Origin of the sequence: Streptosporangium saharense (assembly GCF_014203715.1) — a bacterium.
Taxonomy (GTDB): domain Bacteria; phylum Actinomycetota; class Actinomycetes; order Streptosporangiales; family Streptosporangiaceae; genus Streptosporangium; species Streptosporangium saharense.
Genome location: NZ_JACHJP010000009.1, coordinates 274,512 through 300,814, shown reverse-complemented (window position 1 = coordinate 300,814; position 26,303 = coordinate 274,512). Strand labels below are relative to the sequence as shown.

Annotated in this window: 23 protein-coding genes; 7 read left to right on the top strand and 16 right to left on the bottom strand. The window is 71.2% G+C overall.

The features are described 5' to 3' along the window. Positions 1-939 (top strand): phosphotransferase, encoded by a 939-nt coding sequence (locus tag FHS44_RS32180; protein ID WP_312863896.1) that lies wholly within the window; start codon positions 1-3, stop codon positions 937-939. Positions 940-985: 46 nt separating this feature from the next. Further along, on the top strand, positions 986-1,252 hold the full coding sequence (locus FHS44_RS32175) for a TFIIB-type zinc ribbon-containing protein (RefSeq protein ID WP_184721593.1): 267 nt from the start codon (positions 986-988) through the stop codon (positions 1,250-1,252). Positions 1,253-1,307: 55 nt separating this feature from the next. Here the strand turns inward: FHS44_RS32175 and FHS44_RS32170 are convergent, their stop codons facing one another. Together FHS44_RS32170 and FHS44_RS32165 are read right to left on the bottom strand one after the other, a co-directional pair. Next, positions 1,308-2,288 (bottom strand): hypothetical protein, encoded by a 981-nt coding sequence (locus FHS44_RS32170; protein ID WP_184721591.1) that lies wholly within the window; start codon positions 2,286-2,288, stop codon positions 1,308-1,310. A gap of 52 nt (positions 2,289-2,340) precedes the next feature. Next, entirely contained in the window at positions 2,341-2,937 is a 597-nt protein-coding gene (locus FHS44_RS32165; protein WP_184721589.1) for a phosphatase PAP2 family protein, read from the bottom strand. Positions 2,938-3,069: 132 nt separating this feature from the next. Between FHS44_RS32165 and FHS44_RS32160 the strand changes: the two genes are divergently transcribed. From FHS44_RS32160 to FHS44_RS32145, 4 genes are read left to right on the top strand one after another with little or no spacing between them, the layout of a single operon-like run. Continuing rightward, the gene (locus FHS44_RS32160; protein WP_184721587.1) at positions 3,070-4,200 is read left to right on the top strand and encodes a hypothetical protein; all 1,131 of its coding nucleotides are present in this window, start codon (positions 3,070-3,072) and stop codon (positions 4,198-4,200) included. Between the two features lie 2 nt (positions 4,201-4,202). Then, positions 4,203-5,360 carry a toxic anion resistance protein gene (locus tag FHS44_RS32155; protein ID WP_184721585.1) on the top strand — a complete coding sequence of 386 codons (1,158 nt, stop codon included), beginning with the start codon at positions 4,203-4,205 and terminating at the stop codon, positions 5,358-5,360. Next, positions 5,357-6,934, top strand: a complete 1,578-nt coding sequence (locus FHS44_RS32150; RefSeq protein WP_184721583.1) for a VWA domain-containing protein — start codon at positions 5,357-5,359, stop codon at positions 6,932-6,934. Before FHS44_RS32155 ends, FHS44_RS32150 begins: the two co-directional genes overlap by 4 nt. After that, on the top strand, positions 6,921-7,544 hold the full coding sequence (locus FHS44_RS32145; RefSeq protein ID WP_184721581.1) for a hypothetical protein: 624 nt from the start codon (positions 6,921-6,923) through the stop codon (positions 7,542-7,544). Before FHS44_RS32150 ends, FHS44_RS32145 begins: the two co-directional genes overlap by 14 nt. A gap of 214 nt (positions 7,545-7,758) precedes the next feature. Here FHS44_RS32145 and FHS44_RS32140 read toward each other — a convergent pair whose 3' ends face one another. The 14 genes from FHS44_RS32140 to mtnA form a co-directional block, all read right to left on the bottom strand. After that, entirely contained in the window at positions 7,759-8,490 is a 732-nt protein-coding gene (locus tag FHS44_RS32140) for a polyphosphate kinase 2 family protein (protein ID WP_184721579.1), read from the bottom strand. Between the two features lie 21 nt (positions 8,491-8,511). Then, entirely contained in the window at positions 8,512-8,910 is a 399-nt protein-coding gene (locus FHS44_RS32135; protein WP_184721577.1) for a hypothetical protein, read from the bottom strand. Positions 8,911-8,946: 36 nt separating this feature from the next. Continuing rightward, positions 8,947-9,564 carry a GTP-binding protein gene (locus FHS44_RS32130; RefSeq protein WP_184721575.1) on the bottom strand — a complete coding sequence of 206 codons (618 nt, stop codon included), beginning with the start codon at positions 9,562-9,564 and terminating at the stop codon, positions 8,947-8,949. Beyond that, positions 9,545-9,934 (bottom strand): DUF742 domain-containing protein, encoded by a 390-nt coding sequence (locus tag FHS44_RS32125; protein ID WP_184721573.1) that lies wholly within the window; start codon positions 9,932-9,934, stop codon positions 9,545-9,547. Before FHS44_RS32125 ends, FHS44_RS32130 begins: the two co-directional genes overlap by 20 nt. After that, a complete protein-coding gene (locus FHS44_RS32120; protein WP_184721571.1) occupies positions 9,931-10,359 on the bottom strand; it encodes a roadblock/LC7 domain-containing protein in 429 nt (142 codons plus the stop codon). Before FHS44_RS32120 ends, FHS44_RS32125 begins: the two co-directional genes overlap by 4 nt. Before the next feature lie 96 nt (positions 10,360-10,455). Then, complete coding sequence (locus FHS44_RS32115) at positions 10,456-12,945, bottom strand: sensor histidine kinase (protein ID WP_312863895.1); 2,490 nt, start codon at positions 12,943-12,945, stop codon at positions 10,456-10,458. A 326-nt stretch (positions 12,946-13,271) separates the two neighbouring features. Continuing rightward, positions 13,272-14,954, bottom strand: coding sequence for a prenyltransferase/squalene oxidase repeat-containing protein (locus FHS44_RS32110; RefSeq protein ID WP_312863894.1), 1,683 nt, complete (start codon positions 14,952-14,954; stop codon positions 13,272-13,274). Continuing rightward, the gene (locus FHS44_RS32105) at positions 14,951-15,832 is read right to left on the bottom strand and encodes a terpene synthase family protein (protein WP_312863893.1); all 882 of its coding nucleotides are present in this window, start codon (positions 15,830-15,832) and stop codon (positions 14,951-14,953) included. Before FHS44_RS32105 ends, FHS44_RS32110 begins: the two co-directional genes overlap by 4 nt. 5 nt (positions 15,833-15,837) lie before the next feature. After that, positions 15,838-17,220, bottom strand: coding sequence for a cytochrome P450 (locus FHS44_RS32100; RefSeq protein WP_184721567.1), 1,383 nt, complete (start codon positions 17,218-17,220; stop codon positions 15,838-15,840). Positions 17,221-17,621: 401 nt separating this feature from the next. After that, a complete protein-coding gene (gene meaB, locus FHS44_RS32095) occupies positions 17,622-18,599 on the bottom strand; it encodes a methylmalonyl Co-A mutase-associated GTPase MeaB (RefSeq protein ID WP_184721560.1) in 978 nt (325 codons plus the stop codon). Further along, positions 18,583-20,772 (bottom strand): methylmalonyl-CoA mutase, encoded by a 2,190-nt coding sequence (gene scpA, locus FHS44_RS32090; RefSeq protein WP_184721558.1) that lies wholly within the window; start codon positions 20,770-20,772, stop codon positions 18,583-18,585. The genes meaB and scpA overlap by 17 nt, the downstream gene beginning before the upstream one ends. Next, positions 20,769-22,532 (bottom strand): methylmalonyl-CoA mutase subunit beta, encoded by a 1,764-nt coding sequence (locus tag FHS44_RS32085; RefSeq protein WP_184721556.1) that lies wholly within the window; start codon positions 22,530-22,532, stop codon positions 20,769-20,771. The genes scpA and FHS44_RS32085 overlap by 4 nt, the downstream gene beginning before the upstream one ends. Positions 22,533-22,828: 296 nt before the next feature. Next, positions 22,829-23,608: a peptidoglycan recognition protein family protein gene (locus tag FHS44_RS42045; protein WP_184721554.1), complete on the bottom strand. Its 780-nt coding sequence runs from the start codon at positions 23,606-23,608 to the stop codon at positions 22,829-22,831. A gap of 153 nt (positions 23,609-23,761) precedes the next feature. Beyond that, positions 23,762-24,742: an S-methyl-5-thioribose-1-phosphate isomerase gene (mtnA, locus tag FHS44_RS32075; protein ID WP_184721553.1), complete on the bottom strand. Its 981-nt coding sequence runs from the start codon at positions 24,740-24,742 to the stop codon at positions 23,762-23,764. Positions 24,743-24,788: 46 nt separating this feature from the next. On the opposite strand from mtnA, the gene FHS44_RS32070 reads away from it, so the two are divergent. Beyond that, the gene (locus FHS44_RS32070) at positions 24,789-26,282 is read left to right on the top strand and encodes a serine/threonine-protein kinase (RefSeq protein ID WP_184721551.1); all 1,494 of its coding nucleotides are present in this window, start codon (positions 24,789-24,791) and stop codon (positions 26,280-26,282) included. Positions 26,283-26,303: the final 21 nt, after the last annotated feature.

Below are 26,303 nucleotides of genomic sequence, written 5' to 3'. Positions count from 1 at the left end.
GTGAGCGACAGCGACCCCCACCGTGCCCCCCACTGTGACAGCCCCCGCGACGATCTCATGGCCGGGATCCGCGACCTCGCCGCCCGGTACGGCACCGCCCCCGCCGAGGTCGTGCCGACCAGGCCCGACGTGCTCATCGTGCGGGCCGGGGACGTCGTGGTGAAGGCGCACGCCCCCGGCGCCCCCCGGGAGCCGCTGGAGCGGCGGATGCGGACCGTGGCGCACCCGGCGCTGCGCGGGATCATGCTCGAACCCCTGACCGAGGAGGTCGTGACGATCGGCGGCAGGCTGGTCACCGTGTGGCCCGCGGGGACCCCGGTCGATCCGGCCGACCCCGACGCGGCGCCGTGGGAGGAGGCCGCGCGGCTGCTGGCCCGGCTGCACGCCGTACCGGCCGGGCGGGTGCCGCCACCGCCCGCGGCGGGAGGGCCGGGGAAGGTCGTCGCCATGGCCGCCAGGCTGCGGGGCAACCCGTCTGCCGCCGCGCGGGCCGTCCGCGGCGCCCTGGCCTGCCTGCCCGACCTTGAGGACGTCCCGGGACCGGCCGGGCTCACCCACGGCGACTGGCACATGGGCCAGCTCGTCAGGACCGGCGACGGGTGGATCCTCATCGACGTGGACGACCTGGGCGTCGGCGACCAGGCCTGGGACCTGGCCAGGCCCGCCGCCTGGTTCGCCGCGGGGCTGCTCGACCCCGCCGTCTGGCACCGGTTCCTGGACGCCTACCGGGCGGCGGGTGGATCCGCGACGGGGGTGGGCGACCCCTGGGAGCGGCTGAACCTCCCCGCGCAGGCGACGACCGTGCAGCTCGCCGCGGCGGCGCTGTCCACGGCCGAGCGGGAGGGGCGGGCGCTGGACGAGGTCGAGGAGGCGCTCGTCGAGACCTGCCAGAGGATTGTCCAGTTCCGAACCGCCTGCCATAGTGTGCCCACGCAGTAGGTTGTGGTTACGCCAAACGCAACCCCAGGACAAGGAGATCGGCCAGATGCAGTGCCCGAAGTGTCGGGGCAACATGCGCACCTATGAGCGCAACGGTGTCCACATCGACCAGTGCGACAGTTGTCGCGGCATCTTCCTGGACTACGGCGAGCTGGAGACGCTGACCCGGTTCGAGAACCAGTACCACGCCGCTCCCCCGCCGCCTCCGCCGCCCCCGATGCACCACGGGGCTCCTGGCTGGGGCGCGCCGCACCACGGCGGCCACTACGGCCACCACCGCCGCAGCTGGGTGGGCATGCTCTTCTCCAGCTGACACGTCCGAACGAAAGGACCGCGGTCTCGCGACGGAGACCGCGGTCCTTTCGTCGTTAGCTGGGGAACTCGTTCGGCTTGATGTGCTTGGGCCGTACGGTGCCGCCGACGACGGCGTTTAGGGTCAGCGTCCAGTTGGTCCAGCGGATCTGCGACCAGGTTCTGGTCGTCCTGAACCTGACGGACTTGCCGAACTGCTCGAAGGTGCACGAGCGGCTGAAGGCGCGGGCCCTGGAGTCCCAGTCGACGCCGAGGGTGTAGTAGACCTTGTACGTGCCGTCCCGCACCCCCCTGACCTTGAACGTCGACTTCTTGCGGACGTAGACGCTGATCACCTTCTTCTTGCCGCGCGTGAGCACGACGACCGCGTCCCGGTTGTTGCCGTTCTTCAGTTCGAGGTAGGCGCGTCCCGGGCGGCTCTCCGAGGAGATGAAGGAGCCGTTGCCCAGGCGTCGCGACCGCTCACCGCTGATCTTCACGGAGACGACGTCGGCCGGGTAGTCGCCGAGGCTGGCCAGCGCCCGCGCGCTGTCGCGCACCGGTGAGACGCGGCCGATCTCGTCGGCCCCCGTCAGCACGGCGGGCCCGGTGCACACGTCCTGCGCCGCGACGTCCTCCTTGGCGTCGGACAGCGCGCTCGTGAGGCTTCTGAGCGCGCCCACGTAGTTGCCGTGCTGGACCTTGACCGAGGACGGCGGGACGAGCACCTCCAGCCCCGAGACGGCGCTCTCCATCGCGGAGACCGTCCGTCCGAGCCTGTCGTCGAGGCCCTTGCCTCCGGTGTCGTTCAGCTTCTTTATCGCGTCTCTGATCGGGCCGCGTGCCCTGTCCAGCTCGGCGCGGTAGGCCTCGGCCGTCAGCTCGACGACCGTCGGCGCGGTGGCCGGGTCCGATCCCACGACGGGGGCGGATCCCTGCCCGACCACACCGCCCGCGGTCGGGCCGCCGACGACGGGGTCGTTCGAACCGGCTGTGGTGCAGGCGCTCAGGGCCAACGTGGTGACCACGGCGCAGGAGATCAGTCGGGGGGCAGTCACCTGCCCCACTATCGCCGGGCCTGTCACGACCCGTCAAACGTGAAAAACCCGATCAGTCATCCTCCGCCGGGTTTATAACGGTTCCTGGAGCCGTTTCCCTGATGTACTCCCCATGTCGGACGGGCCACAGCCGCCCGGTCAGCACCCCGGCCGCCATCCCGATCCCGGCCCCCGCGAACACGTCGCCCGGGTAGTGCACGCCGGTGTAGACGCGCGAGAAGCAGACCGCCGCGGCGAGCAGCGCGACGGGGGCGGTGACGAGCAGCGGCGCCTCCATCGCCACGGCGGTGGCGAAGGCGGCGGCGGAGGCCGCGTGCCCCGACGGGAACGACGTCGAGGTGGGCACCCTGATCAGCCGGGCCAGCGGGAAGCCGTCCAGGGAGGGCCTCGACCGGCCGAAAAGGCGCTTGCAGACCAGGTTCACCGTCGGGCTGGCCACGCCGATGGCGATCATCCCCCGGGTGGCCGCGCGGCGCAGCGACACGTGCCCGCTGAGCGCGCACCCCCCGGCGACCCCCGCCCACAGCAGCGAGTGGTCGGCCGCCCGCGACAGGCCCGGCATGAGCCGTTCGAGGCCGGGGAGCCTGGCGCCCGCGACCGCCGTGAACACCCGCCGGTCCAGCGTGCCCAGCCGTGACCTCAGTCGCATGGCCGCCCTTTCCAGATGACGAAAGAATGAATGGCTCCTTAATTCTCATGCATACCCCGGCATCCGGCGCGCGCCCGTTTCCCCTCCTCACATAATTCCAACAGGAGATGCTATTTCCAGAAATGGGGTGGAATGAAACGGTCGATCGGTGTCGCCCTCGCGCTGCTGCTCGGCGCCGTGGTCGTGGTGGCCGTCGTCCTGGGCAACAGAAACGGCGAAGGCGCAGGTGGCGGGCCGGTCGCGGTGCGCGGGGTGATCGGTTCCGAGAAGAAGCCCTTCTTCGACGACCCCCTGGTCCGCGCGGCGTTCGCCAAACACGGACTGCGGGTCGAGGTGGACACCGCGGGGTCACGGCAGATCGCGACCGAGGTCAAACTCGACGGCTACGCGTTCGCCTTTCCTTCGAGTCTCCCCGCCGCCGAGAAGATCAGGAAGGACCGCGGGGTCGCCACCGTCTTCTCCCCCTTCTACTCCCCCATGGCCATCGCGACCTTCCAGCCGATCGCCGACCTGCTGACCGGGGCGGGCCTGGTGCGCGACTCGGGCCGGGGCTACCAGGTGTTCGACGTCGCCAAGTATCTCGACCTGGCCGCCAAGGGCACTCGGTGGGACAAACTCCCCGGCAACACCGCCTACCCGGCGCGCAAGCGGGTGCTGCTGACCACGACCGACGTCAGGACCTCCAACTCCGCCGCCATGTATCTCGCCATCACCAGCTACGTCGCCAACGGCGAGGACGTGGTCAACAACACCGGGCAGGTCACCAAGGTCGCCAGGTCCGTGGCGCCGATCTTCCTCGACCAGGGCTACTCCCAGGCCTCCTCCGAGGCCCCCTTCGACGACTACCTGGTGATGGGGTCCGGCAAGACGCCGATGGTCATGATCTACGAGGCCCAGTACCTCTCCCGCGTCTTCGCGGGGGACGGCTCGATCAAACCCGGGATGCGGCTGCTCTACCCGTCGCCGACCGTGCTGAGCAAGCACACGCTGGTGCCCCTCACCGCGGACGGCTCGAAGGTCGGGCAGCTGCTGACCGAGGACCCCGAACTGCGGAACCTGGCCGCCCGGTACGGCTTCCGCACCGCCGACCCCGCGGCCTTCAACGGCCTGGTCGCCAAGCATGGGGCTCCGGCGGCACGCGACCTGGTCGACGTGGTCGAACCTCCCACCTACGAGCACCTGGAGGGGCTCATCTCGAACATCGACCGGCTGTACGCCAGCGGAGCCGTACCGCAGCAGGAGAGCCCGAGAGGAGTGCGCTGAAGGTGACCGAGAACGACCTGGTCCTCACACCCCCCGCCCCGGTCACCGCCGTCTCCCCGTCGGCGGCGGCGACCATGCTGCCCCTGGCGGAGGGCCGCGCCGACGAACTCGCCGCCAAGGCGCGGCGCTTCGCCGAGGAGCTGACCGCGCTCGACCACAGGGCGCCGGACTTCACCCGCAAGGTGCACGACATCTCCTCCATGGGCGACGGCGAGATCCGCTCCGCCTCCCAGGTGGCCAACCGGATGCTCAAGCGCCCGGTGACCGCCCTGGCCTCGGCGAAGGGCGAGAGCGCCGACGCCCAGGGCCGGGTGGCCGGCCAACTGGTGGCGCTGCGCCGTACCGTGGTGGACCTCGACCCCAGGCAGGCGGCGAGCGGCACGCGCAGGCTGCTCGGGCTCATCCCGTTCGGCGACCGGCTGCGTGACTACTTCGCGAGGTACCGCTCGGCTCAGAAGCACCTGGACGACATCATCAGGGCGCTGAAGTCCGGCCAGGACGAGCTGCTGAAGGACAACGCCGCGATCGAGGGCGAGAAGGCCAACCTGTGGGAGGCGATGACCCGCCTGCAGGAGTACGCCGTGATGGCCGCCACGCTCGACCGGGAGATCGAGGACCGCCTGCTCACCCTGGACGCCGCCGACCCGGAGAAGGCGACCGCGCTGCGCTCCGACGCCCTGTTCACCGTACGGCAGCGCCACCAGGACATCCTCACCCAGCTCGCGGTCTCCGTTCAGGGTTACCTGGCCCTCGAACTGGTCCGCAAGAACAACCTGGAGCTCAGCAAGGGCGTCGACCGCGCGACGACCACGACGGTCGCCGCGCTGCGCACCGCGGTGACCGTCGCCCAGGCGCTGACCAACCAGAAGCTGGTGCTCGACCAGATCACCGCGCTCAACGCGACGACCAGCGACCTGATCCTGGCGACCAGCGAGATGCTGCGCACCCAGGCGGGGGCCATCCAGAACCAGGCGGCCTCGACGGTCGTGGACATGGACGCGCTGCGCAGGGCCTTCGACAACGTCTACGCGACCATGGACATGATCGACGGCTTCAGGTCACAGGCCGTGGAGAGCATGGCGACCACCGTGGAGAGCCTCAACACCGAGCTGGCGCACGCCAGGACCTACCTCGAACGCGCCGAGAGGACCCCCTCGTGAGCCGCCGTACGGCCCGGCTCGCGGCGGCACTCGCCCTCGTCGGCGTGACCACCGCGCTGGCTGCCTGCTCGACCGGCGCCGGGGGCTCCGGGGACCCGGTCGAGGACGGGCCGGACGTGCTCAGGGTGCTGGCCGGGAGCGAGGTCAAGGACCTCGAACCGATGCTGCGGCAGTCGGGGGTGAAGGTGCGGATCTCCTACACCGGCACCCTGGACGGCGCCGAGCAGGTGGCCAGGGGCGACGCCGACGGCTCCTACGACGCGATCTGGTTCTCCTCGAACCGCTACCTGTCGCTGATCGACGGCGCCAAGGGCCGTCTGTCCACCGAGACCAAGATCATGTCCTCCCCCGTGCTGCTCGGTCTCAGGACGGCCAAGGTGAAGGAGCTCGGCTGGGAGGGCAAACCGGTCAGCTGGGAGCAGATCGCGAACGCCGCCCGCCAGGGGCGCTTCACCTTCGGCATGAGCAACCCCGCCTCGTCCAACTCCGGTTTCTCCGCTCTTGTCGGGGTGGCGGCGGCGCTGTCCGACGCCGGGGAGGCTTTGAGCCCCGAGCAGGTCACGGCGGTCACGCCCAGGCTGAAGGAGTTCTTCTCCGCCCAGCGGCTGACCTCGGGCTCCTCGGGCTGGCTGGCCGAGGCCTACGCCAGGGACGGCGGGGTCGACGGCCTGGTGAACTACGAGTCGGTGCTGCTCGGCGTCAAGGGACTGAGCCTGGTCTACCCCAGCGACGGGGTGGTCACCGCCGACTACCCACTGACCCTGCTGGCCTCGGCCACCACGGACAAGCGTGAGCTGTACGGCAGGCTGACCGCCTGGCTGCGCACCCCGGACACGCAGCGGCGGATCATGACCACGACCCACAGGCGGCCCGCCGTACCCGAGGTGCGGCCCGGACCGGAGTTCGGCACCGCGCCGCTGCTCGAACTGCCCTTCCCCAACCGCAGGAGCACCGCCGACGGGCTGATCACCGCCTACCTCGACGAGGCGCGCGTCCCCTCCCGTGCCCTGTTCGTGCTGGACACCTCGGGCTCGATGCAGGGCGACAGGATCGAGAACCTGCGCCGGGCGCTGGTCACCCTGACCGGCGCCGACACCTCGGCCTCCGGCACGTTCTCCCGCTTCCGCGACCGGGAGAACGTGATCATGATCCCGTTCAGCGGCTCGGTCGGGCAGCCGAGGTCGTTCACCCTGCCCGAGGGCAACCCCAGGCCGGTCCTCGACGAGATCAGGGCCTACGCGCAGGGCCTGCGGACCGAGGGCGGGACGGCGATCTTCGAGGGGCTGCGCACCGCCTACCAGCAGGCGGCGGCGACGGCAAACGACGGGCGTTACACCTCGGTGGTGCTGATGACCGACGGCGAGAACACCGACGGCATCTCCTACGACGACTTCGCCGCCTTCTACCGGGCCCTTCCCGAGGGCCAGCGGCGGACCAGGACGTTCGTGGTGCTGTTCGGCGACAGCGACGTCGAGGAGATGAGGCAGATCGCCACGCTGACCGGCGGCGCCGTCTTCGACGCCCGGGGCGGGTCGCTGGCCGCGGCCTTCAAGGAGATCCGTGGCTACCAGTGACCGGGTGCTGAGGTATCTCGGCTCGACCAGGAACATCGCCGGGTGCGTCCTGGCCCTGGCCGGTCTCGGCGCCCACCTGCTCGGCCTGGCGGGCGCGTTCTGGCCGCTGGTCGTCGCCGGTCTGTACGGCGTCGGCGCACTGCTCGCCCCGCCGGAGCGGATCAGGCTGGCCGTCACGCACGCCGAGGTCGAGGCGGGCCTGCTCAGGACCGACCTCGACGCGCTGCTGCGCAAGGTGCGGGACTCCTCGCGCTTCCCCGAGGACGTGCGGTCCAGGGTGAACGCCCTGGCCGAGGTGCTCGGCGGCATCCTGGGCAGGGCGGAGGCGCTGACCACCTCCCCCGACCACCTGCACGTCGTCTCCCAGACGGTCCGCGACTACCTGCCCTCCAGCCTGGAGGCCTACGCCAACCTGCCCCGCTCCTACGCGCTGACCCGCCGCTCGGAGCGCGAGCGCAGCGCCCACGAGGAACTGCTCGCCCAGCTCGGCCTGCTGGAGACCAAACTGGGCGAGGTGGCCCAGGCCGTACACAGAGGCGACGAACAGGCCCTGAGAGACCACGGCCGCTTCCTCCGCGACCGCTTCGCCCCCTCAGACCTGGATCTGTAACCACCCCAGAGTGAAGAGTTTCGCTTGTGCTTTACCGGTGCCGTGCGTGAGGAGTTTCCGGCTTGGGCGCGTCGGTGAGCTGGACTGAGGAGCGACGGAGCGAAGCGGAGGAGCGACGAGGGAAGTCACCGACTTCAGGCGCCCAAGCCCTGCGGCGCCGCCAGGCGCCGCAAAGCAAGCACAGCCCAAGCCCGCGACGCCGAAGGCGTCGCAATCAGCACAGCCCTTTCTCTATCGCGGCGCAGACCGTCTCCGCGACCACGACGCGGGCCAGGCGTTTGTCGTCGCCGGGGACGACGTGCCAGGGGGCCTGGGGCTGGTCGGTGCGGGCGAGCATCTCCTCGACGGCGGCCTCGTACTGCGGGCGTTTGTCGCGGTTGCGCCAGTCTTCGTCGGTCAGCTTCCAGACCCGCAGCGGGTCGCCCGCCCTGTCCTCGAAGCGCCGCAGCTGCTCCTCGGGGGAGACGTGCATCCAGAACTTGACCATGATCATGCCCTCGGCGGCGAGGGTCCGCTCGAACTCCACGATCTCGTCGTAGGCCCGCGACCACTGCTCCTCGCTGGCGAATCCCTCGACCCGTTCGACCAGCACCCGCCCGTACCAGGAGCGGTCGAGCACGGTCATCCCGCCCCAGCCGGGCAGCACCGGCCAGAACCGCCACAGGAAGTGGTGCCGTTTCTCGTCGTAGGTCGGCGCCGCGAACTGGGCGACCCGGACGTGCCGGGGGTCGAGGGGGCGCACGAGGCGTTTGATGGCCCCGCCCTTGCCCGAGGCGTCCCAGCCCTCGAAGACCACGCACAGCGGCGGGCCGATACGGCGCTCGCCGATCTGTCCGCCCAGCAGGAGTCTCAGCCGCAGCAGCCGTTCGAGGGCGGCGTCGAGCCGTTCCGTGGCCTCCTTCTTGGAGAGCCTCTGGGAGAGATCGACCTCAGACAAGCGATTCATGCCCCCCAGCCTGCCACCAGGTCAGGTGACGGTGATCCTGAAGGTCGCCCGTCCCTGTCCTTCGTCCGCGCAGTCGGCGCAGGCGAGGAGGGTGACGGTGGCGGTGCCGGGATATTTGGCGTTGAACACGAAATATCGGGTTTCGTGCCCGTCCTCCGTCCGGTGCTCCTCGCTGATGAAGGAGGCGACCTTCGCGTCCGGCAGGGCCGCGAGCCGCCAGCCACCCGTCCCCTCGGTGACGGCGAGGGAGAAGCGCCTGCCGGGGGTGAGGCCGACCTCCACGGTCTTCCCCGCGGCCCCGTGCACGACCGTGCCGAAGTTGTAGACGGCGCCCCCGGCGCCGCACCCGGTGACGCCTGCCAGCAGGCCGGTCAGCAGGACCGCCAGGACGGCCGCGACGGCCCGCGTTCGGTGAACCACGCAGGCCACACTAGCGACCGGGGCCGCCGGGGCCGCTCATGGGGAGGGCGGGTCGCCCCCGACCGTCGCGCCGAGACGTGTCCTCATCGCGTGCTCGACCAGGGCGATCAGCACTTCCTTGCCCGACTCCCGCTGCCTGGCGTCGCACATCACGATCGGGATGTCCTCGTGGAGGGTGAGGCCGAGCCGTACCTCCTCAAGGTCGTAGCGGCGGGCACCGTCGAAGCAGTTGACCGCGACGATGAAGGGCGTCTGGCGCCGCTCGAAGTAGTCGAGGGAGGGGAAGCAGTCGGCCAGCCTGCGGGTGTCGGCGATGACGACGGCGCCGAGCGCGCCGAGCGCGAGCTCGTCCCACAGGAACCAGAAGCGTTCCTGGCCCGGGGTGCCGAAGAGGTAGAGCCGGTAGGCGTCGCCGATCGTGATGCGGCCGAAGTCCATGGCGACCGTGGTCGTCCGCTTGCTCTCGACGCCCGACAGGTCGTCGATGCCGACGCCCCTGTTGGTCAGGGTCTCCTCGGTGCTCAGCGGCGCTATCTCGGAGACGGCGCCGACCAGCGTCGTCTTCCCGGCGCCGAAGCCTCCCGCGACCAGGATCTTGATCGCCTTGGGCAGCTTGATCCGGCCCGCGTCGCGGCTAGAGCGCACGGAGTCCATCGAGCACCGCCCTGTACAGCCTCTCGTCGTGCATGTCGGTCTCCGAATGCGGCTCTTGCAGGGCGATGTAGCCCTGGTCGAGCAGGTCACCCAGCAGGACACGGACGGTGCCCGCCGGAAGGTTGGTGTGCGCGGCGACCTCCGCCACCGACTGCGGCTGCTGGCAAAGCCGCACGATGGTCAGGCACTCGGGGTCGAGGCCGGAGTCCCGGTGCGGCACGGACCTGACGGTCACCGCCAGCGTGACGAGGTCGAATCTGCCGCTGGCCGGTTCGGTCCTGCCGCGGGTCAGGACGTACGGCCGGACGATCGCCCCGGCCTCGTCGCCGACCCACTCCGTGTCGGGCAGCTCGTCGAAGGGACCGGTCATCTCGGTACGTCGTCCTTGACCGGCTCCGCCGTTCTGGCGGGCGAGACGAGGTACTGACCGACCCGCGCGACGAGCATGGCCATCTCGTAGGCCACCAGCCCGACGTCGGCCTCGTTCGTGCAGAGCACCGCCAGGCAGGCGCCCTGCCCGGCGGCGGTCACGATCAGGTAGGCCGAGCGCATCTCGATGATGGTCTGGCGTACCGAACCGCCGTTGACCCGGTCGCTGACGCCCTTGCCGAGGCTCTGGATCGCCGATCCGACGGCGGCCAGGTGCTCGGCGTCCGACCGGTCGAACTCCGCCGAGGTCGCCAGCAACAGACCGTCGGTGGAGAAGACGATGCCGTGTTCGGCCTCCCCGACCCGCTCGATGAGATCGTCCAGCAACCATGCCAGGTCGGTGAAAGATCCTGTTCCCTGCACCACTCGTAGTCCTCTTTCTGCCGGTGGGCGTTCGATCGTGTGTCTCTGGTGGCCCGTCTGCGCCGGATCGGCGCGGGTGAGCCGGGATCGTCCCGGGGCTCACGCGCGGGATCCGCCCCCGTCGGCGCGGTCATCCTCCTTGTCGAGCAGGTGTGCCGCGTCCGAACGTCCCCTGCGGGTGCCGTCCTGGAAGGACGCCATGGCCGCGCGGATCATCTCCGGTGAACGCTCGTCCGCGTCGTCGGTGCCCGGTTCCCGCGTCGCGGGTTCCTCCTCCTGCAGCGGTGCCGCGAGGTGCGTCTGCGGCACGCGCCGCGGCAGGCCGCCGGGCGTGTGGCTGGTGTCGGGGGGAGGCAGGACCGGGGGCAGCGCGGAGCCGGGGCCCCCCTCGCCCACCTGGGGCTCCTGCGTCGCTCCCGGGACTCTCCTGTGCGTGGCGGGCCGCGCCTCGCGCCGTACGGCGGGCGGCACCTCCGGCATACCAGGAACGCCTGGCATACCCGGCACGCCCTGGGCGCCCGGCACCGGTCCCGCGCCACCGCTCTGGCCGCCGCCGTGGCTCGCCAGCGGGTCGGGACCCCGCTCGCGCGGCCCCCGGGGCATCGCCGGGAGCCCGGCTGGGGACACAGCCGGAGACACAGCCGGGGACGCCGGGTGAATCGTCGTGTACGGCAGGACCTGGCCCTCGGCGGCGACCGTGCGGGGCTGCGGCACGGCGACGGCGGGCTCGGGCTCCGGCTCCCGCTCCGTCCGCTCCGTGATCAGTTCCTGCGGCAGCAGGACCACCACGGTCGTGCCACCGTACGGCGAGGCCTTGAACGTCACCCGGATCTCGTGCCGTTCGGCCAGGCGGCTGACCACGTAGAGCCCGAGGCGGGCGTTGCCCGACAGCTTGAGCTCCGGCGGGTTGGCGATCCGCTCGTTGGCGGCGTCGATGTCCTCCTGGCTCATGCCCAGGCCCCGGTCCTCGATCTCCAGGGCGTGCCCGTGGGCCACGGGGTATCCGCTGACCTGGACCGTGGTGTAGGGCGGGGAGAAGGAGGCCGCGTTCTCGACCAGTTCGGCGACCAGGTGGATGACGTCGCCGACGGCCCGGCCGTCCAGCGAGACCTCGCCCAGCGGCAGCACGTCGACCCGGGTGTAGTCCTCGATCTCGGCGAGCGCGCCGCGGACCACGTCGATCATCGGCACCGAGTCGCGCCAGGCGCGGCCGGGGGCGGCCCCGGACAGCACCAGGAGGTTCTCGGCGTATCTCCGCATGCGGGTCGCCAGGTGGTCGAGGCGGAACAGGTCGCGCAGCTCCTGCGGGTCGTCCTCCCGCCGCTCCATGACGTCCAGGACGCTCAGTTGCCGGTGGACCAGCGACTGGGTGCGGCGGGCCAGGTTGCGCAGGATGTCGGCGATGTCGCGCCGGAGCTGCGCCTGCTCGGCGGCGACCTTGACGGCGGTGCGCTGCACGGCGTTGAAGGCCTGGCCGACGTGGCCGATCTGGTCGTTGCCGAACTCCAGCGGCGGCGCCTCCGCCGCGATGTCCACGTCCTCGCCGTGGCCGATGCGCTCGACCACCGAGGGCAGCCGTTCGTTGGCCAGTTCCCAGGCGGCGATCCTGAGCTTGTCGAGCTGCTGAACCAGGGCCCGCGCGGTGGTGATGGACAGGATGATCGAGGCGATGACGGCCAGCAGGCCGAGGCCGCCCGCCAGCGAGAGCCGTACGATCACGCCGGTGGCGACGGGGGTGGCCCGTTCGACGACACCGTCACCCGCGACCAGCACCACCTCCTGGAGCTTGGTCAGCACGGGCTGGGCCGAGGCGGCCCACTGCCTGGCGTCGACGGGCTCGGTGGGGGCGGGTGCGCCGCCCCGCATGAGCTGCTCCTCCATGGCGCGCATGCGGGTGAAGGACTCACCGGCGATCAGCCGCTCGCACAGGGCCCGGTCGGCGGCGGGCAGCTCGGCGACGGCGTCCTGCAGGAGAAAGCGGCGGGTGCCGACGGTCTGCGCGAACAGGGCGCGCTCGGCGTCGGTCAGGCGGCCCGACGCCAGTCCTCCCGAGGCGATGGCGTCCTCAAGGGAGAGCACGTCCCTGGCCCGGCTCAGCTCGATGATCGTCCGGGTGTCCTTGGCGATCCCGGCGTCGTCGAGCGTCGCCATGGAGTCGTAGATCCGGTAGAGGGAGTCCAGGACCTCGGTGTAGACGTCGGCGGCCTTGAGCCGGTCGAGCGAGCCCGCGTCGATGGACTTGCGGCCCTCCCGCAGGCCGTCGAGCTTCTGGATGGTCTCCGTGATGCGCCGGTTGAGGGCGTCGCCGCCGAGCAGCTGCACGTCGCCGCCCTGGGCGAGGGTCTTGAAGTTGGCCGCCGCGTCCTCGGTGCGCCTGCGCTGGGCGCTGAGGGTCTCGCGCTGCTGACGGGCGGAGCCGCCCGGGGTTCCGAGGTAGATCAGGCTGAGCCTGCGCTCGTTCTGCAGCTCGACCAGCAGCTTCTCGCTCGGCTCGGCGACGCCGGCGTCGAGCCTGGCCACGCCCAGCATGTTGAGTCCCTCACGTACGGTGACCCACGCGGTGAAGGCCCACAGCGCGATAAGTGACACCAGTAGTGCCGTGACCTTGGTCCGCAAACGCGCATTGCGCAAGCGCATAGCACCCATCCCGGCAAAAGTGAGAGAAAGTCACATTATCTATTCACGACGATTAATGCGTGTGAATGAATAGATGCCACATTGCGCCGGACGACGGCATCCGGCATGGCACCCGGAGAACCTTAGCAATATCGCCAATTACACTCAAGGCAACATTGACCAGATGTGGCCGTCTGTCCTTTTCGCAGATCAAAATTCTGCATTGAATTTCGGTTACCGTCCGCTGTCAGGGATATACGAACCGGATCGACCAGTCGTGACCGGTATGTCACTGCTGGTCACCGGCCATGGCGGCGGGCCAGGTGAAGGGCCCCGAGGACCGCGGCCCTGACGATCGCCGCCGGGTAGTAAAGGTCCTTGTCGTGCCAGAGGGCGGGCCCCTCAAGCGGTTCGCCCCCGCCGGTCACCATGGCGAGCAGCCTGCGATGCCCGTGCCGTACGGCCCGCACGCGACGCTCCTCCTCGACGGACGAGGCAGCGGACGAGACAGAGGCCGTCAGCAGCAGGGTCTGCAGGGCGTAGGCGGTCTCCTCCGCCGTCCCCGCCCAGTGACCCCACGAGCCGTCCTCACGCTGGGTCTCCAGCAGCCACCGTACGGCGGCGCGCACGGCCGGCGCCGACTCCGCTCCGCCGTACTCGCCGAGGGCCAGGGCACAGCAGGCCGTCGCGTAGTACGGCGAGACGTGCCAGCGGTCCCGCCAGCTTCCTTCGGGGAGTTGGCGGTCGCGCAGCCAGGCCGACAGCTTGCCCGTCGCCGCCGTGTAACGCGCGTTCTCCGCTCCCGCGCCCACGAGGCGGAGGTACTCGCCGAAGGCGTCGAGCACGTGCGCGTTGACCGTCGGCGAGGCGCCCTCCTCCCCCTGCCAGGTGCAGAAGTGGGTCTCGGTCTCGTAGGCCCACAGGGCGTCGGGCTCCCTGGGCACGCGCAGCAGGGCCAGCGTGTACAGGCCGACGGAGGTGGTGTCGGCGTCCGGCGGCAGTCCCGGACCGGCCGCGACACCGCCGGGGCCGATCGCGGCGTCCAGTCCGGTGACCAGTTCCCCCGGCACGCTCACCGGGACGCCCGCGCGCCGCAGCCAGCTCAGCGTCCAGCCCCGTTCGAAGGCCGTCACCGGGGTGGCGCAGGGCACGGGCCCTCCGTAGTGGTCCACGGCCCTGTTCAGGTAGCGCCGCACGGGCGAGTCCGCGCCGGAGCCGCCGAGCCAGGCCGCGCACGCGGCGGGCGAGGCGCCGACCGCGGCGTCGCCTCCCTCCTGGAGGAGGGTGGGGACGACTCCCGGCGCCCCCGTCGCCGCGTCGGCGGCGACCTCAAGGGCGTGCAGCATCTTCTGCGGAATCGCGGCGCCGGAGGCGAGCCTGGTCCGGACCAGCGTCAGCTTCGCGCCGTCCATGCCCCGGGGAAGCGCGAGCGGCTCCCCCTCCCCCAGGGCCGCCAGGTGATCGTTGAGGCGGGCGACCAGGTCGGGCACGATCAGTTCGACCGCCGGCATGTCGGGGAGTTCCCGCAGGTCGTAGGGGACGTACGGACCGCCGTGACGGCCGTCGCGGCTCTCACCGGCGCCGGAGGGGGCATCCGCCCAGCGGCGCAGCGCGGCCAGGCCGCGCCGTACGGACCCGCCGACGGCCAGGGGCGCGTGGGAGGTCCCGCGCCCGCGTTCGGCGGCCAGCGCCTCGACCGCGCTGAGGGTGGGCACCAGCGCGTAGCCGCCGGGAGCCCCCCAGCCGCCGTCGGGACGCTGGGCGGCGAGCAGGAACTCCACACGGGCGGCGTGGCCCGTCAGCCAGGGGGCGAGGCTCACCAGGCGACCCGTCTCGTAGACGGAGACGGAGACCTGGCCCCACGGCTCGGCCGACAGGCTCGCGACCAGTTCGGCCGCCGCCGCGCCCACGTCGCCGCCGAGCGTGCTGAGCTCGTGGGCCCGCCGTACGGTGCCGGAGGCCAGCAGGTGGTCGAGGGTCACAGCGCACCCCAGTAGTCGGTGACCTGGTAGAAGCCCGCGCAGAAGTCCATCTGCCGCTCCAGGTAGCCCGCGACCTCCGGGGCCCTGTCCCGCAGCGGGGCGATCAGCTCGCGGCTGCGCGCGGCCAGCTCGGCGACCCGCCGTTCGACCTCGGCCCGGTCGGGTCCCAGCAGCAGGGCGTTGAGGTCGCCCCATGTCACGTCGCGTTCGTAGGTGCCCAGGTCGTTGATGAGGCGGATCACCCGCTGCACCGACCTCGACGCCTCCGCGACCTCGTCGAGGATCCCGTCGAGTCCCTCGCCAGAGCCCGCGGTGTGGAGCCAGTGGGAGGCGAAGGCGAAGGAGAAGCCGAGGTTGTCGGCGTTGCCGAGATACTCCTCGAAGGTGGGGGTGACCCTGTCCGCCTTCCAGTGGGCCTCGCGCAGCATCGCCTCCAGCATTCCCCGCAGCTCCCGGTGCCAGAGCGGGCCGAGCACCCCGAAGGCGGGCGCGGCGGCCAGTTCGTCGCGGATTCCGGCGAGCATCAGGGTGAGGTCGTCGCCCTCTTCGGGTTCGGCGCCCTCGGCGACCTTCAGGCAGCGGCCCACGATGCCGTCCACCTCCTCGGGGGAGGTCGCGACGTAGTCGACGAGCCAGTCGAGGCCGAAGGCCCACAGGCAGACCTTGTTGGCCATGCGTAGCTGCTCGGCGCCGAACCAGGGCCCGCTGAAGGCCATGGCCAGCGACAGGGTGCTGTAGAGGGCCGCGTCGAACGGCTTGGCGGAGAAGAGGCCGGGATACTCCTCGGCCCATCCGCGCATGTCCCGCTGCGCCCGTCCCGCGACGGCGCAGATCGTCCCGCACTCCACGGCCGGGGGCCGTACGGAAACGGTGTCCACGCCGGTCACGCCGCCGCGCCGGGCGCGTGCCTGAGCGGGACGAGGTTCATCATCACTTTCTCCCTGGGACGCAGCGAGGCCGCGGGGAAGGGGGTGTACGGCCCGGCGGCGACCTCGGGGCGGAAGCGGCTCAGCACGGCGGCCACGATGAGGGGCGCCTCGACGTAGAACAGGTGCTTGCCCAGGCACTGGTGCGGGCCGCCGCCGAAGGGGAAGTAGGAGTAGCGGTGCGCGCCGTCCCGCGCGCCGGGGGCGAAGCGCTCGGGGTCGAACTCCAGCGGGCGCTCCCAGAACTCGTCGAGCCGGTGGGAGGCGTAGGGGCTGATCAGCACCTGGGAGCCCGCCTTGATGCGCATCCCGCCGAGTTCTGTGGTCCTGGCGGCCATCCTGGGGAAGATCCATCCGGCTGGGTAGAGGCGCAGCAGCTCCTGCAGGACCATGTTGGTGTAGCGCAGCTCGGGCAGGTGCTCCGGCGTCACGGGGCCCGCGCCGACGACCCGGTCGATCTCCTCGTAGAGCTTGGCCGCGACGTTGGGGTGGGCGTCGAGCAGCGGCCACAGCCAGGTCAGCGTCATGGCCGTCGACTCGGAGGCGGCGCCGTAGACGCTGACGAGGTTGTCGCGGATCTGCCGGTCGTCGAGTTCGGTGCCGCCGTCCTCCCTGCCGACCCGGCAGAGCGCGGAGATGACGTCGTTGCTCTCCCCGTGCTCGACCCGCGCCTCGCGGATCACCGGGAACACCACGTCGTCGACCGTCTTGACGGCCTTCATGAAGGCCCGGTCGCCGGGGACTCGTACCGAGTAGGGCATGAACGGCATGAGCAGCCGGAAGTTGATCGAGGTCGCGGCCGTGTCGTAGGCGGGGGCCAGGCGTTCGCCCTCCTCGACGGTGATCCGGCCGCCGAACAGGACCCGGATCACGGCCCTGTTCACGATCCTGGACATCTCCTCCATGCCGTCGACGGGCCGTCCCGCCTGGGCGTGCTCGTCGAGACGGGAGACGCAGTCGGTGATCACCTTCGCCATCTCCCCGGCGATGGTGGCGATGTAGCGCCTGGTGAAGAGGGGTTGCAGGACCTTCCTGCCGGACTCCCACGGCTCGTCCTCGCCCAGGACGCTGGCGCCGATCATGCGGCGCAGGGGGCGCCAGAACATGCCGTCGCGGCGGTAGGCGGTCCACTCGGCTCTCAGAACCCGCTGGACGTGGTCGGGATGGGTGACCAGATAGGGGCGGAAGAGACCGAGGTCAAGGCGGACGACCTCCCCCTTCGCCCGCCTGCCTATCTCGGCCAGGGCGTTCACCGGGTCCCTCACCAGACTGGGAAGGGCACGATGGACGGGGACGGTCCTGCTCCGCTGGAATGCTCCCGCGGTCGCGTCGATCGACATTGCTACGCTCTCCCACCTCGCATGACGCGAACACACGCAGCGTGACCGCCGCCCGCGGCGATGCCGGGGGCGGTGGGGCGCAATCAGGGACGGCGGCCACTCCGGTGTGACCAGTCCCACACGGGAAACAGTCGGGACCGGTCGACCAGCGGCCCCTCTGTGCCCTTCCCGCGCCTCACCATGCGCCTTCTCACACTCACATGACTAAAGGGTTTTATTGCAGCTTTCAAACCCTTTGGGCGAAGTATCACACGATTGACGGGGAGCGATCAAGGCGGCAACCAGATAATCGTTTTACCATAACTGTAATGAATCAGTTTCTTAAGCAAGGATTCATGTAATGTCGGGAGAATTCGCAAATCAGTTCCCACGGCTCGTCGCTCACCGTGACGGGGGTCACATCACGCGGGCCGGTGCCCGAAGGCGTCCAGGATGCGGTCGGCCGCGAGGGAGGGCGTCAGGTCACCGGTCTGCACCCGCCGCTCGATCTCTCCGGCGATGGCGGCCACCTCGGGGTGCCCGTGGAGCCTGGCCAGCAGGCGCTCGGTCACCAGGGCCCAGGTCCAGCCGACCTGCTGGGCGCGGCGACGGGCGGCCAGCTCACCCGAGGCCTCCATGGCCTCCTGGTGCGCGACGACCTGACGCCACAGCTCCTCCATGCCCGTGCCCTCATAGCCACTGCAGGTCAGCACCGGAACCGTCCGCTCGGAACGCAACAGCCGCAGCGCCCCGGCCAGCTCCCTCGCCGCCCTCCTGGCGTCCAGCTCGTGCGGCCCGTCGGCCTTGTTGACCGCGATCACGTCCGCCAGCTCCAGCACGCCCTTCTTGATGCCCTGGAGCTGGTCGCCGGTCCTGGCCAGCGCGAGCAGCAGGAAGGTGTCGACCATATCGGCGACCGCGGTCTCCGACTGGCCGACCCCGACCGTCTCGACGAGCACGACGTCGTAGCCCGCCGCCTCGACCACGACCATCGCCTCTCGGGTCGCCTTGGCAACCCCGCCGAGCGTGCCCGAGGTCGGGGACGGGCGGATGAAGGCGGCCGGGTCCGCGGCGAGCCTGGACATCCTGGTCTTGTCGCCCAGGATGCTGCCGCCCGTCCTGGTCGAGGAGGGATCGACGGCGAGCACCGCGACCCGGTGCCCCCGCCCGGTCAGGAGGGTGCCGAGCGTGTCGATGAAGGTGGACTTGCCGACGCCGGGCACCCCGGTCACCCCCACCCTGCGTGCCCTGCCCGCCAGCGGGGTCAGCTCGACCAGCAGCCGCTGGGCCAGGTCCCGGTGGTCGGGCCTGGTCGACTCGACCAGCGTGATGGCCCTGGCGATCCAGGCCCGGGAGCCCTCCTTGACGCCCCGGGCGTAGTCCTCAAGCGTCCTGGTCATGGCCGAGCCTGGTCCGAAGTTCGGTCAGCAGGTCCCTGGCGGCGTCGGCGATCACGGTCCCCGGCGGGAAGATCGCCGAGGCCCCCGCGGCGCGCAGCGCGTCGAAGTCGCCCGGGGGGATCACCCCGCCGACCACGATCATGATGTCCTCCGCGCCGAGTTCCGCCAGCGCCTCCCGCAGCGCGGGCACCAGCGTCAGGTGCCCCGCCGCCAGCGAGGAGACCCCCACCACGTGCACGTCGGCCTCGACGGCCTGGCGGGCGACCTCCTCGGGTGTCTGGAACAGCGGGCCGACGTCCACGTCGAACCCGAGGTCGGCGAAGGCCGTCGCGATCACCTTCTGCCCCCGGTCGTGACCGTCCTGCCCCATCTTGGCGACCAGGATGCGGGGGCGACGCCCCTCCGACCGCTCGAACGCGGCGCAGGCCGTACGGACCTCCTCCACGCCGGAACCCACCTCCTGCCGGTAGACACCGGAGATCGTCTGGACCCGTGCCGCGTGCCTGCCGAAGACCTTCTCCAGCGCCTCGGAGATCTCCCCGACCGTCGCCATGGCCCGCGCCGCCTCGATGGACAGCGCCAGCAGGTTGCCGTCACCCGCGGCGCCCTTGGTCAGCGCCTCAAGGGCCTGCTCGACCCGTGCCGGGTCACGTTCCTGGCGCAGTCTGCGGAGCTTGTCGAGCTGCCGGTCGCGCACCGCGCTGTTGTCGACCTTGAGGACCTCGATGGGCTCCTCGGCGTCGGGACGGTACTTGTTGACGCCGATCACCGGCTGGCGCCCGGAGTCGATGCGGGCCTGGGTGCGGGCCGCGGCCTCCTCGATGCGCAGCTTCGGCAGCCCCTGGTCGATGGCTTTCGCCATGCCGCCCGCGGCTTCGACCTCCCGGATGTGCCCCCACGCCCTGTCGGCGAGTTCGTGGGTGAGGCGTTCGACGTAGTAGGAGCCGCCCCACGGGTCGATCACCCGGCAGGTGCCCGACTCCTGCTGCAGGAGGAGCTGGGTGTTGCGGGCGATCCGCGCGGAGAAGTCGGTCGGCAGCGCCAGCGCCTCGTCCAGGGCGTTGGTGTGCAGCGACTGGGTGTGGCCCTGGGTCGCGGCCATCGCCTCGACACAGGTGCGCACCACGTTGTTGAAGACGTCCTGGGCGGTCAGCGACCAGCCCGAGGTCTGCGAGTGGGTCCGCAGCGACAGCGACTTGGGGTTCTTCGCGCCGAAGCCGGAGACCAGGCGTGCCCACAGCAGCCGGGCGGCCCGGAGTTTGGCGATCTCCATGAAGAAGTTCATGCCGATGCACCAGAAGAAGGACAGACGTGGGGCGAAGCGGTCGATGTCAAGCCCGGCCGCGGTGCCCGCCCGGAGATACTCCACGCCGTCGGCCAGGGTGTAGGCCAGCTCCAGGTCGCAGGTGGCCCCGGCTTCTTGGATGTGGTACCCGGAGATCGAGATGGAGTTGAACTTCGGCATCTTCTCGCTGGTGTAGGAGAAGATGTCGGAGATGATCCGCATGGAGGGGCCGGGCGGGTAGATGTAGGTGTTGCGGACCATGAACTCCTTGAGGATGTCGTTCTGGATGGTCCCGGCCAGTTGCTCGGGCGCCACCCCCTGCTCCTCGGCCGCCACGATGTACAGCGCCAGCACGGGCAGCACGGCGCCGTTCATGGTCATCGACACGCTCATCCTGTCGAGGGGGATGCCGTCGAAGAGCTGCCGCATGTCGTAGATCGAGTCGATCGCCACCCCGGCCATCCCGACGTCCCCGGCGACCCGAGGATGGTCGGAGTCGTAGCCACGGTGGGTGGCCAGGTCGAAGGCGACCGACAACCCCTTCTGCCCGGCGGCCAGGTTGCGGCGGTAGAAGGCGTTGGACTCCTCGGCGGTGGAGAACCCGGCGTACTGCCTGATCGTCCACGGCTGGTTGACGTACATCGTCGGGTACGGCCCGCGCAGGTATGGCGCCACCCCCGGATAGGTGCTCAGGAAGCCGAGCCCCTCCAGGTCGTCGGCCGTGTAGAGCGGCTTGACGTCGATGCCCTCCGGTGTCCGCCACACCAGCTCGTCCGGGCTCTGACCGGTCGCCTGCCGTACGGCCCGCGCCCAGTCGTCCCGGCCTTCCTTGCCGGCGGGAGCCGCGGGCTCACCTGTCAGCCCGATTCCGGAGAAGTCGGGAATCAACGAGCCACCTCCAGGTCGTCGAAGGTCGTGCGGAGCACGCCGAGCGCGTCACACCCGGCATGGAGGGTGGCGTCCACTCCCGCGTAGTCCCCCCTACCCGCGAGCCACACCTTCGCCGCCCCGGCCTCGCGCAGCGCGGCGGCCACGGCCTCGGCGTGCTCGCCGTACAGTCTGTCGCTCGAACACAGGCAGGCGATCCGCGCGCCGCTCGCGGCGAAGGCGGCGGCGATGGCGGCGGGATCGGCCCCGGCCGCCGACACGGGGCCGGTGAGGGTGGCGACGCCCCCGGCGTTGAACAGGTTGGCGGCGAAGGAGGCCCTCGCGGTGTGCGCGGCGACCGGACCGATGACGGCAAGGAACACCGCGGGCCTGACCTCCTGGGCGTCCGCCAGGTCGCGCAGCGCCTCGAACTCCCGCGCGTAGCGGACGCCGATCGCGGGACGCGGTCTGGGCGGCCTGGTCACCGGGCGCTCACCGAGGTTGGGGAACTCGCTCACCCCGGTGATCGGGTCACGGCGGTGGGCGATGTTGTCCGAACGCGCGCTCCAGGTCGCGGCGATCCGGTCGGGGACGAGCCCGGAGTCCAGGGCCGAAGCCATGCCCCCGGCGCGCTCGATCTCCTGGAACCACTCCCACGCCCTGCCCGCCAGATCCTCGGTGAGCCGCTCGACGTACCACGACCCGCCCGCGGGGTCCATCACCCGGGCGGTGCCCGCCTCCTCGACGAGCAGCGCGTGGGTGTTGCGGGCGATCCTGCGGGCGAAGGCGTCCGGCAGCCCCAGACAGGCGTCGAACGGCTGCACGGTCACCGCGTCCGCTCCGCCCGCGCCCGCGGCGAAACAGGCCAGCGTGGTGCGGAGCATGTTCACCCAGGGGTCCCGGGCCGTCATCATGGCCGAACTGGTCACCGCGTGCTGGCGCTGCCCGGCGTTCCCGCTCACCCCGCACACCTCGGCGACGCGCGCCCAGACCCTCCTGGCGGCGCGGAGCTTGGCGATGGTGAGGAACTGGTCGGCGGTCGCCGCGTAGCGGAACTCCAACTGCCCGAACGCCTCCTCCGCCGAAAGGCCCGCCCCGGTCAGCGTCCGCAGGGCCGCCACCCCGGCCGCCGCCGCGCAGCCGAGCTCCTCGGCGTCACTTCCCCCCAGGTCGTGGTACGGCGTGCCGTCGATCACGACCGCGCGCAGCCCGGGGAAGTCCGCGACGCAGCGCCCGGCCAGCTCGGCGGCGGTCACGGGGTCGCGGACCGGGTCGGCCCCCAGGTTGCCGGTCAGGCCGCCCCGCGCGAGCCCCCGCCGCTCCGCCAGCGCGAACAGCGCCTCCGCCGCCTCCCCGGTGCGCTCCCCGGCGTCCAGGACGACCGAGATCAGGTCCAGGTAGATCTCCTCGCCGAGGACGCGCGGCAGGTCCTCGGGGGCGAGCGCGAGCCACAGCGAGGTGACCCCGTTCTCCAGGTCGGCCAGGACCGCCTGCCCGTCGGCCACCTCGTGCCGCTGCCTGACGTCCCACCCGCCCGCCGGACGGGCTCCCCTGACGTACAGCGCCGCACCGGGCAGGCCGGGATCGCCGGGGAGGTCCGACATGTCGTAGAGGGGGGCGACGGTCACGCCGTCGTAGGTGGTGGAGGACAGCGCCTCCTCGGGTGAGTCCGTCTCGATCCCGGACTTGCGCAGGACGCCGAGCGCGAGCTCACGCCACCGCTCCCGCGTGGTCGGCGGGAAACCGTCGGCCGTTCGAAGTTCATCAGGCGGCACCGTCATGAACCGGATAGTAAGCCCACCGTCCAAAACGCCACCTTCTCCCCCCGGCCCCCGAGCCGTTTTTCACGAAGGGCGTACGCGGCCTTTCCTTGGCCGGGGCGGGAGAGCCTCACTGACCTGCGGTTATGCGACCCATCATGGTCGCTTTCACCGCTCCGATCACGAAAACGAATTCCTCTCCGAAAGGGGAGCGGCATCCATGTCGGTTGGAGGATCCGGAGAAATGGACGGCGTCGAGGCCGTCGGTCACGGTCGGCCGGGCCGTACCGCCCTGGCCGACCGTGACCGGGTGAGGGTCAGGTGACCGGGGACTTCCAGGTGGCGTCCCAGGTGGCGCGGTCGACGGCGCCGGTCACCGGCAGGCCCTTCTCCTTCTGGAAGGCGCGGCTCACGTCGCGGGAGCGCGGGCCGTACAGGCCGTCGGCGTCGAGGGTCCAGCCGCGCGAGCGCATCTTGCGCTGCCAGGTGAGCACGTCCTCCCCCTCCAGGACCGGGGGATATTTCAGGACGCGGCCGGGGAAGGCGGGCGGGGTCGGCTCGTGGGGCTCGCCGGGGGTCTCGCCGCCACCGGGGCGGGGGGCGCCCTCCTTGACCCACGCGTACAGCGCGGTTCCCGGGCAGTCGGTCGAGTAGCCGTCGCGGTGACCCTTGATCTCCTTGCCCGCGCCGCCCTTCGCACGCAGGTAGTCGACGGCGTCGAGGATGGCGTTGAGGATGCCGTCGGTCGGCTGGACCAGTCCGGCGTTGCCGACCAGGCCGAGCACGGCGTAGTGGGCGCTGTTGAGACCCGCGCCGTTGGCGGCGGGCAGGTGACCGGGGCCGCGGCCCTCGAACACCTTGCGGTGCGGGCAGGCGACCATCGAGTAGCCGATGTCCATCCAGCCGTTGCCGTCCATGTGGAAGTTCTGGATGGACCTGACCATCGCGACGCACTTGGCGTGGTCGTTGACGATGTCCGGGCTCACCTGGCCGCCGGTGTAGTGGACCTTGACGCCTTTGGTCGAGGTGAGCCTGCCGTAGGAACCGCGCGGCTCCCGGGCACCCCACTCGCGACGGGTAACAAGATCAATGGCCACGAGGCTTCTCCACGTTTTGGGTACAGGGGGTTAATCGGAGCGTAGTCGTTGACGCTTCGCCTCATCCTGAGGTTTACGAACTGATCTCGCGAGGAAACAGGACTCTGGCGGCGGATCGCCCCCTCATACCCCCCGATAGAAGGCCAAACCGACTCAGGGGCGTTCTCCCAGGTCAGGGCGGATGACCCTGCGCTCCGTGACGATGGCCGTGACCAGATCGTGCGGGGTGACGTCGAAGGCCGGGTTGGCGGCACGGGCCCCCTCGGGCGCGAGCCGTACCCCGCGCACGCCGAGCACCTCCTCCTCGTCGCGTTCCTCGATCTCGATCGCGGCGCCGGTCGGGGTCGCGGGATCGAGGGTGCTCTCCGGGGCGACGACGACGAACGGCACGCCCGCCCGCTGGGCGCCCAGGGCCAGGGCGTAGGAGCCGATCTTGTTCGCGGTGTCGCCGTCGGCGGCGATCCGGTCGGCGCCGATGAGCACGGCGTCCGCGTATCCCCTGGCCAGCAGGAACGGCCCCGCCGAGTCGGCGACCAGCCGGTACGGCGCGCCCATCCTGCCCAGTTCCCAGGCCGTCAGCCTGGCGCCCTGCAGCAGCGGCCTGGTCTCCAGCGCCAGCGCCTCGGTGAGCTGTCCCCGCTCGTGCAGGGTCTGCACGACGCCGAGGGCGGTACCGCGTTCGACAGCGGCCAGGCCCCCGGTGTTGCAGACGGTCATGATCCGCACCCGGTCACGTCCGGTGAGCTCGCGCACCAGGTCGGCGCCCCGCTCCCCCATCGCGCGGCAGGCCGCGATGTCGTCGTCCCTGATCCGCAGGGCGTGGGCGAGGACCGCCTCGAACCCGCCGTCCAGGTGGCCGAGCGCCGCGTCGACGGCCCAGGCGAGGTTGACCGCGGTCGGCCTGGCCGCGCGCAGCCGGGCCGCGGCCTTCACGGGGTCGGGTTCGTCGCGTACGGCGAGCGCCACCCCGAGCGCCCCGGCGACCCCCAGCGCGGGAGCCCCCCGTACGGCCAGCCGCCGGATGGCCCCGACGAGCTCGTCGACCGTGCCGATCCTGAGGAGGTCGCACCTGTCGGGAAGGGCCGTCTGGTCCACGAGTTCGATGGCGCCGTCCACCCAATCGATCGTCCGCATGTCTCAAAATATGCCGATATCAAGCGGGTATCGCTAGCCTTGCCCCGTGAGCGCCACCCCCCTGTCCCCGGAGGACCCCCGCAACCTGGGCCCCTTCCGGCTGCTCGGCAGGCTGGGCGAGGGCGGCCAGGGCGTCGTCTACCTCGGACAGGCACCCGGCGGGGAACAGGTCGCCGTCAAGCTGCTGTTCGGCGCCGACGCCGAGACCCGCACCCGGCTGGCCAGAGAACTCTCCGCGCTGGAGAGCGTCGCCCCCTTCTGCACGGCCCGCGTGCTCGACGCCTCCGTCGAGGGGCACCGGCCGTACGTGGTGAGCGAGTTCGTGGACGGACCGTCACTGCAGCAGCGGATCAGGGAACGCGGGCCGCTGCGGGGCGGCGAGCTCGAACGGCTCGTGGTCGGCACGGCCACCGCGCTCGCGGCGATCCACGCGGCCGGGGTCGTGCACCGGGACTTCAAGCCCGCCAACGTGCTGCTCGGACCCGACGGCCCCCGGGTTGTCGACTTCGGCATCGCCAGGGCGGACGGCGCCTCGACGATGACCTCGGGAATCGTCGGCACCCCGGCCTACATGGCACCCGAGCAGATCGGCGGCTCCCCCGCCTCGCCCGCCTCCGACGTGTTCGCCTGGGCGGCCACGATGGTGTGCGCGGCCAGCGGACGCTCGCCGTTCGGGGCCGACACGCTGCCCGCCGTACTGAACCGGATCCTGAACCACGACCCCGACCTGTCGTCCCTGCCTCCCAGGCTGACCGGGCTGATCGGCGCGTGCCTGGACAAGGATCCCGCGCGCAGGCCGACGGCCCGTTCCCTGATGGTGAGCCTCATCGATCCCGGCGGGCAGACCCATCCGCCGACCGACGAACTGGCGAGGATCGGCAGCAGGATGGCCGGTCCACCGGTCGGGGAGAGCACCGACACGGGCAGCGCGGGCCTGCGCACCCAGGCGTCCCGGCGACGTTCCGGGCCGCTGGTCGGCGTGGGCCTGGCCGCCGTGGCGCTCGTGGTCGCCGGGGGCGTCGCGACGTGGTACCTGCTCGGCGGGACGGGCTCGGCCCCCGCCTCGACGGGTGGCCCCCGCACGACGAGCACGCCCGTGAGCACGCCCACCGAGACCCCCCAGGAGACCTCTCCTCCTCCGGAGGACGGAGGGTACGACGACCTTCCCGGCGACTCCTACGACACCGGGGAGCCGACCTCCGGGGCGTCGGCGGGGATTCCCGAGACGTTCGCCGGGACCTGGTCCGGGCACATCAAGCCCACCGGCCTCGCCACCCTGCGCGAGCACGATGTGACGATCGTCCTGGCCCAGGGGAAGAACTCGGGCTCGTGGACGGAACCGACCTCCAACTGCTCGGGCACCCTCAAGCTCACCGGGACCTCGGAGAAGGTCCTCGGTTTCAACCTGGTGGTCCCCGACCCCCTCCAGTGCGTCCCCGGCACCCTCACCCTCACCTGCACGGGTGAGCGGCTGGTCTACCACTGGACCGACGGCCTGGGCCTCGGCACCACCTACGACGGCGAGCTGTCCAGGAGTTGACCGGTTAAATCCCTCGACCCG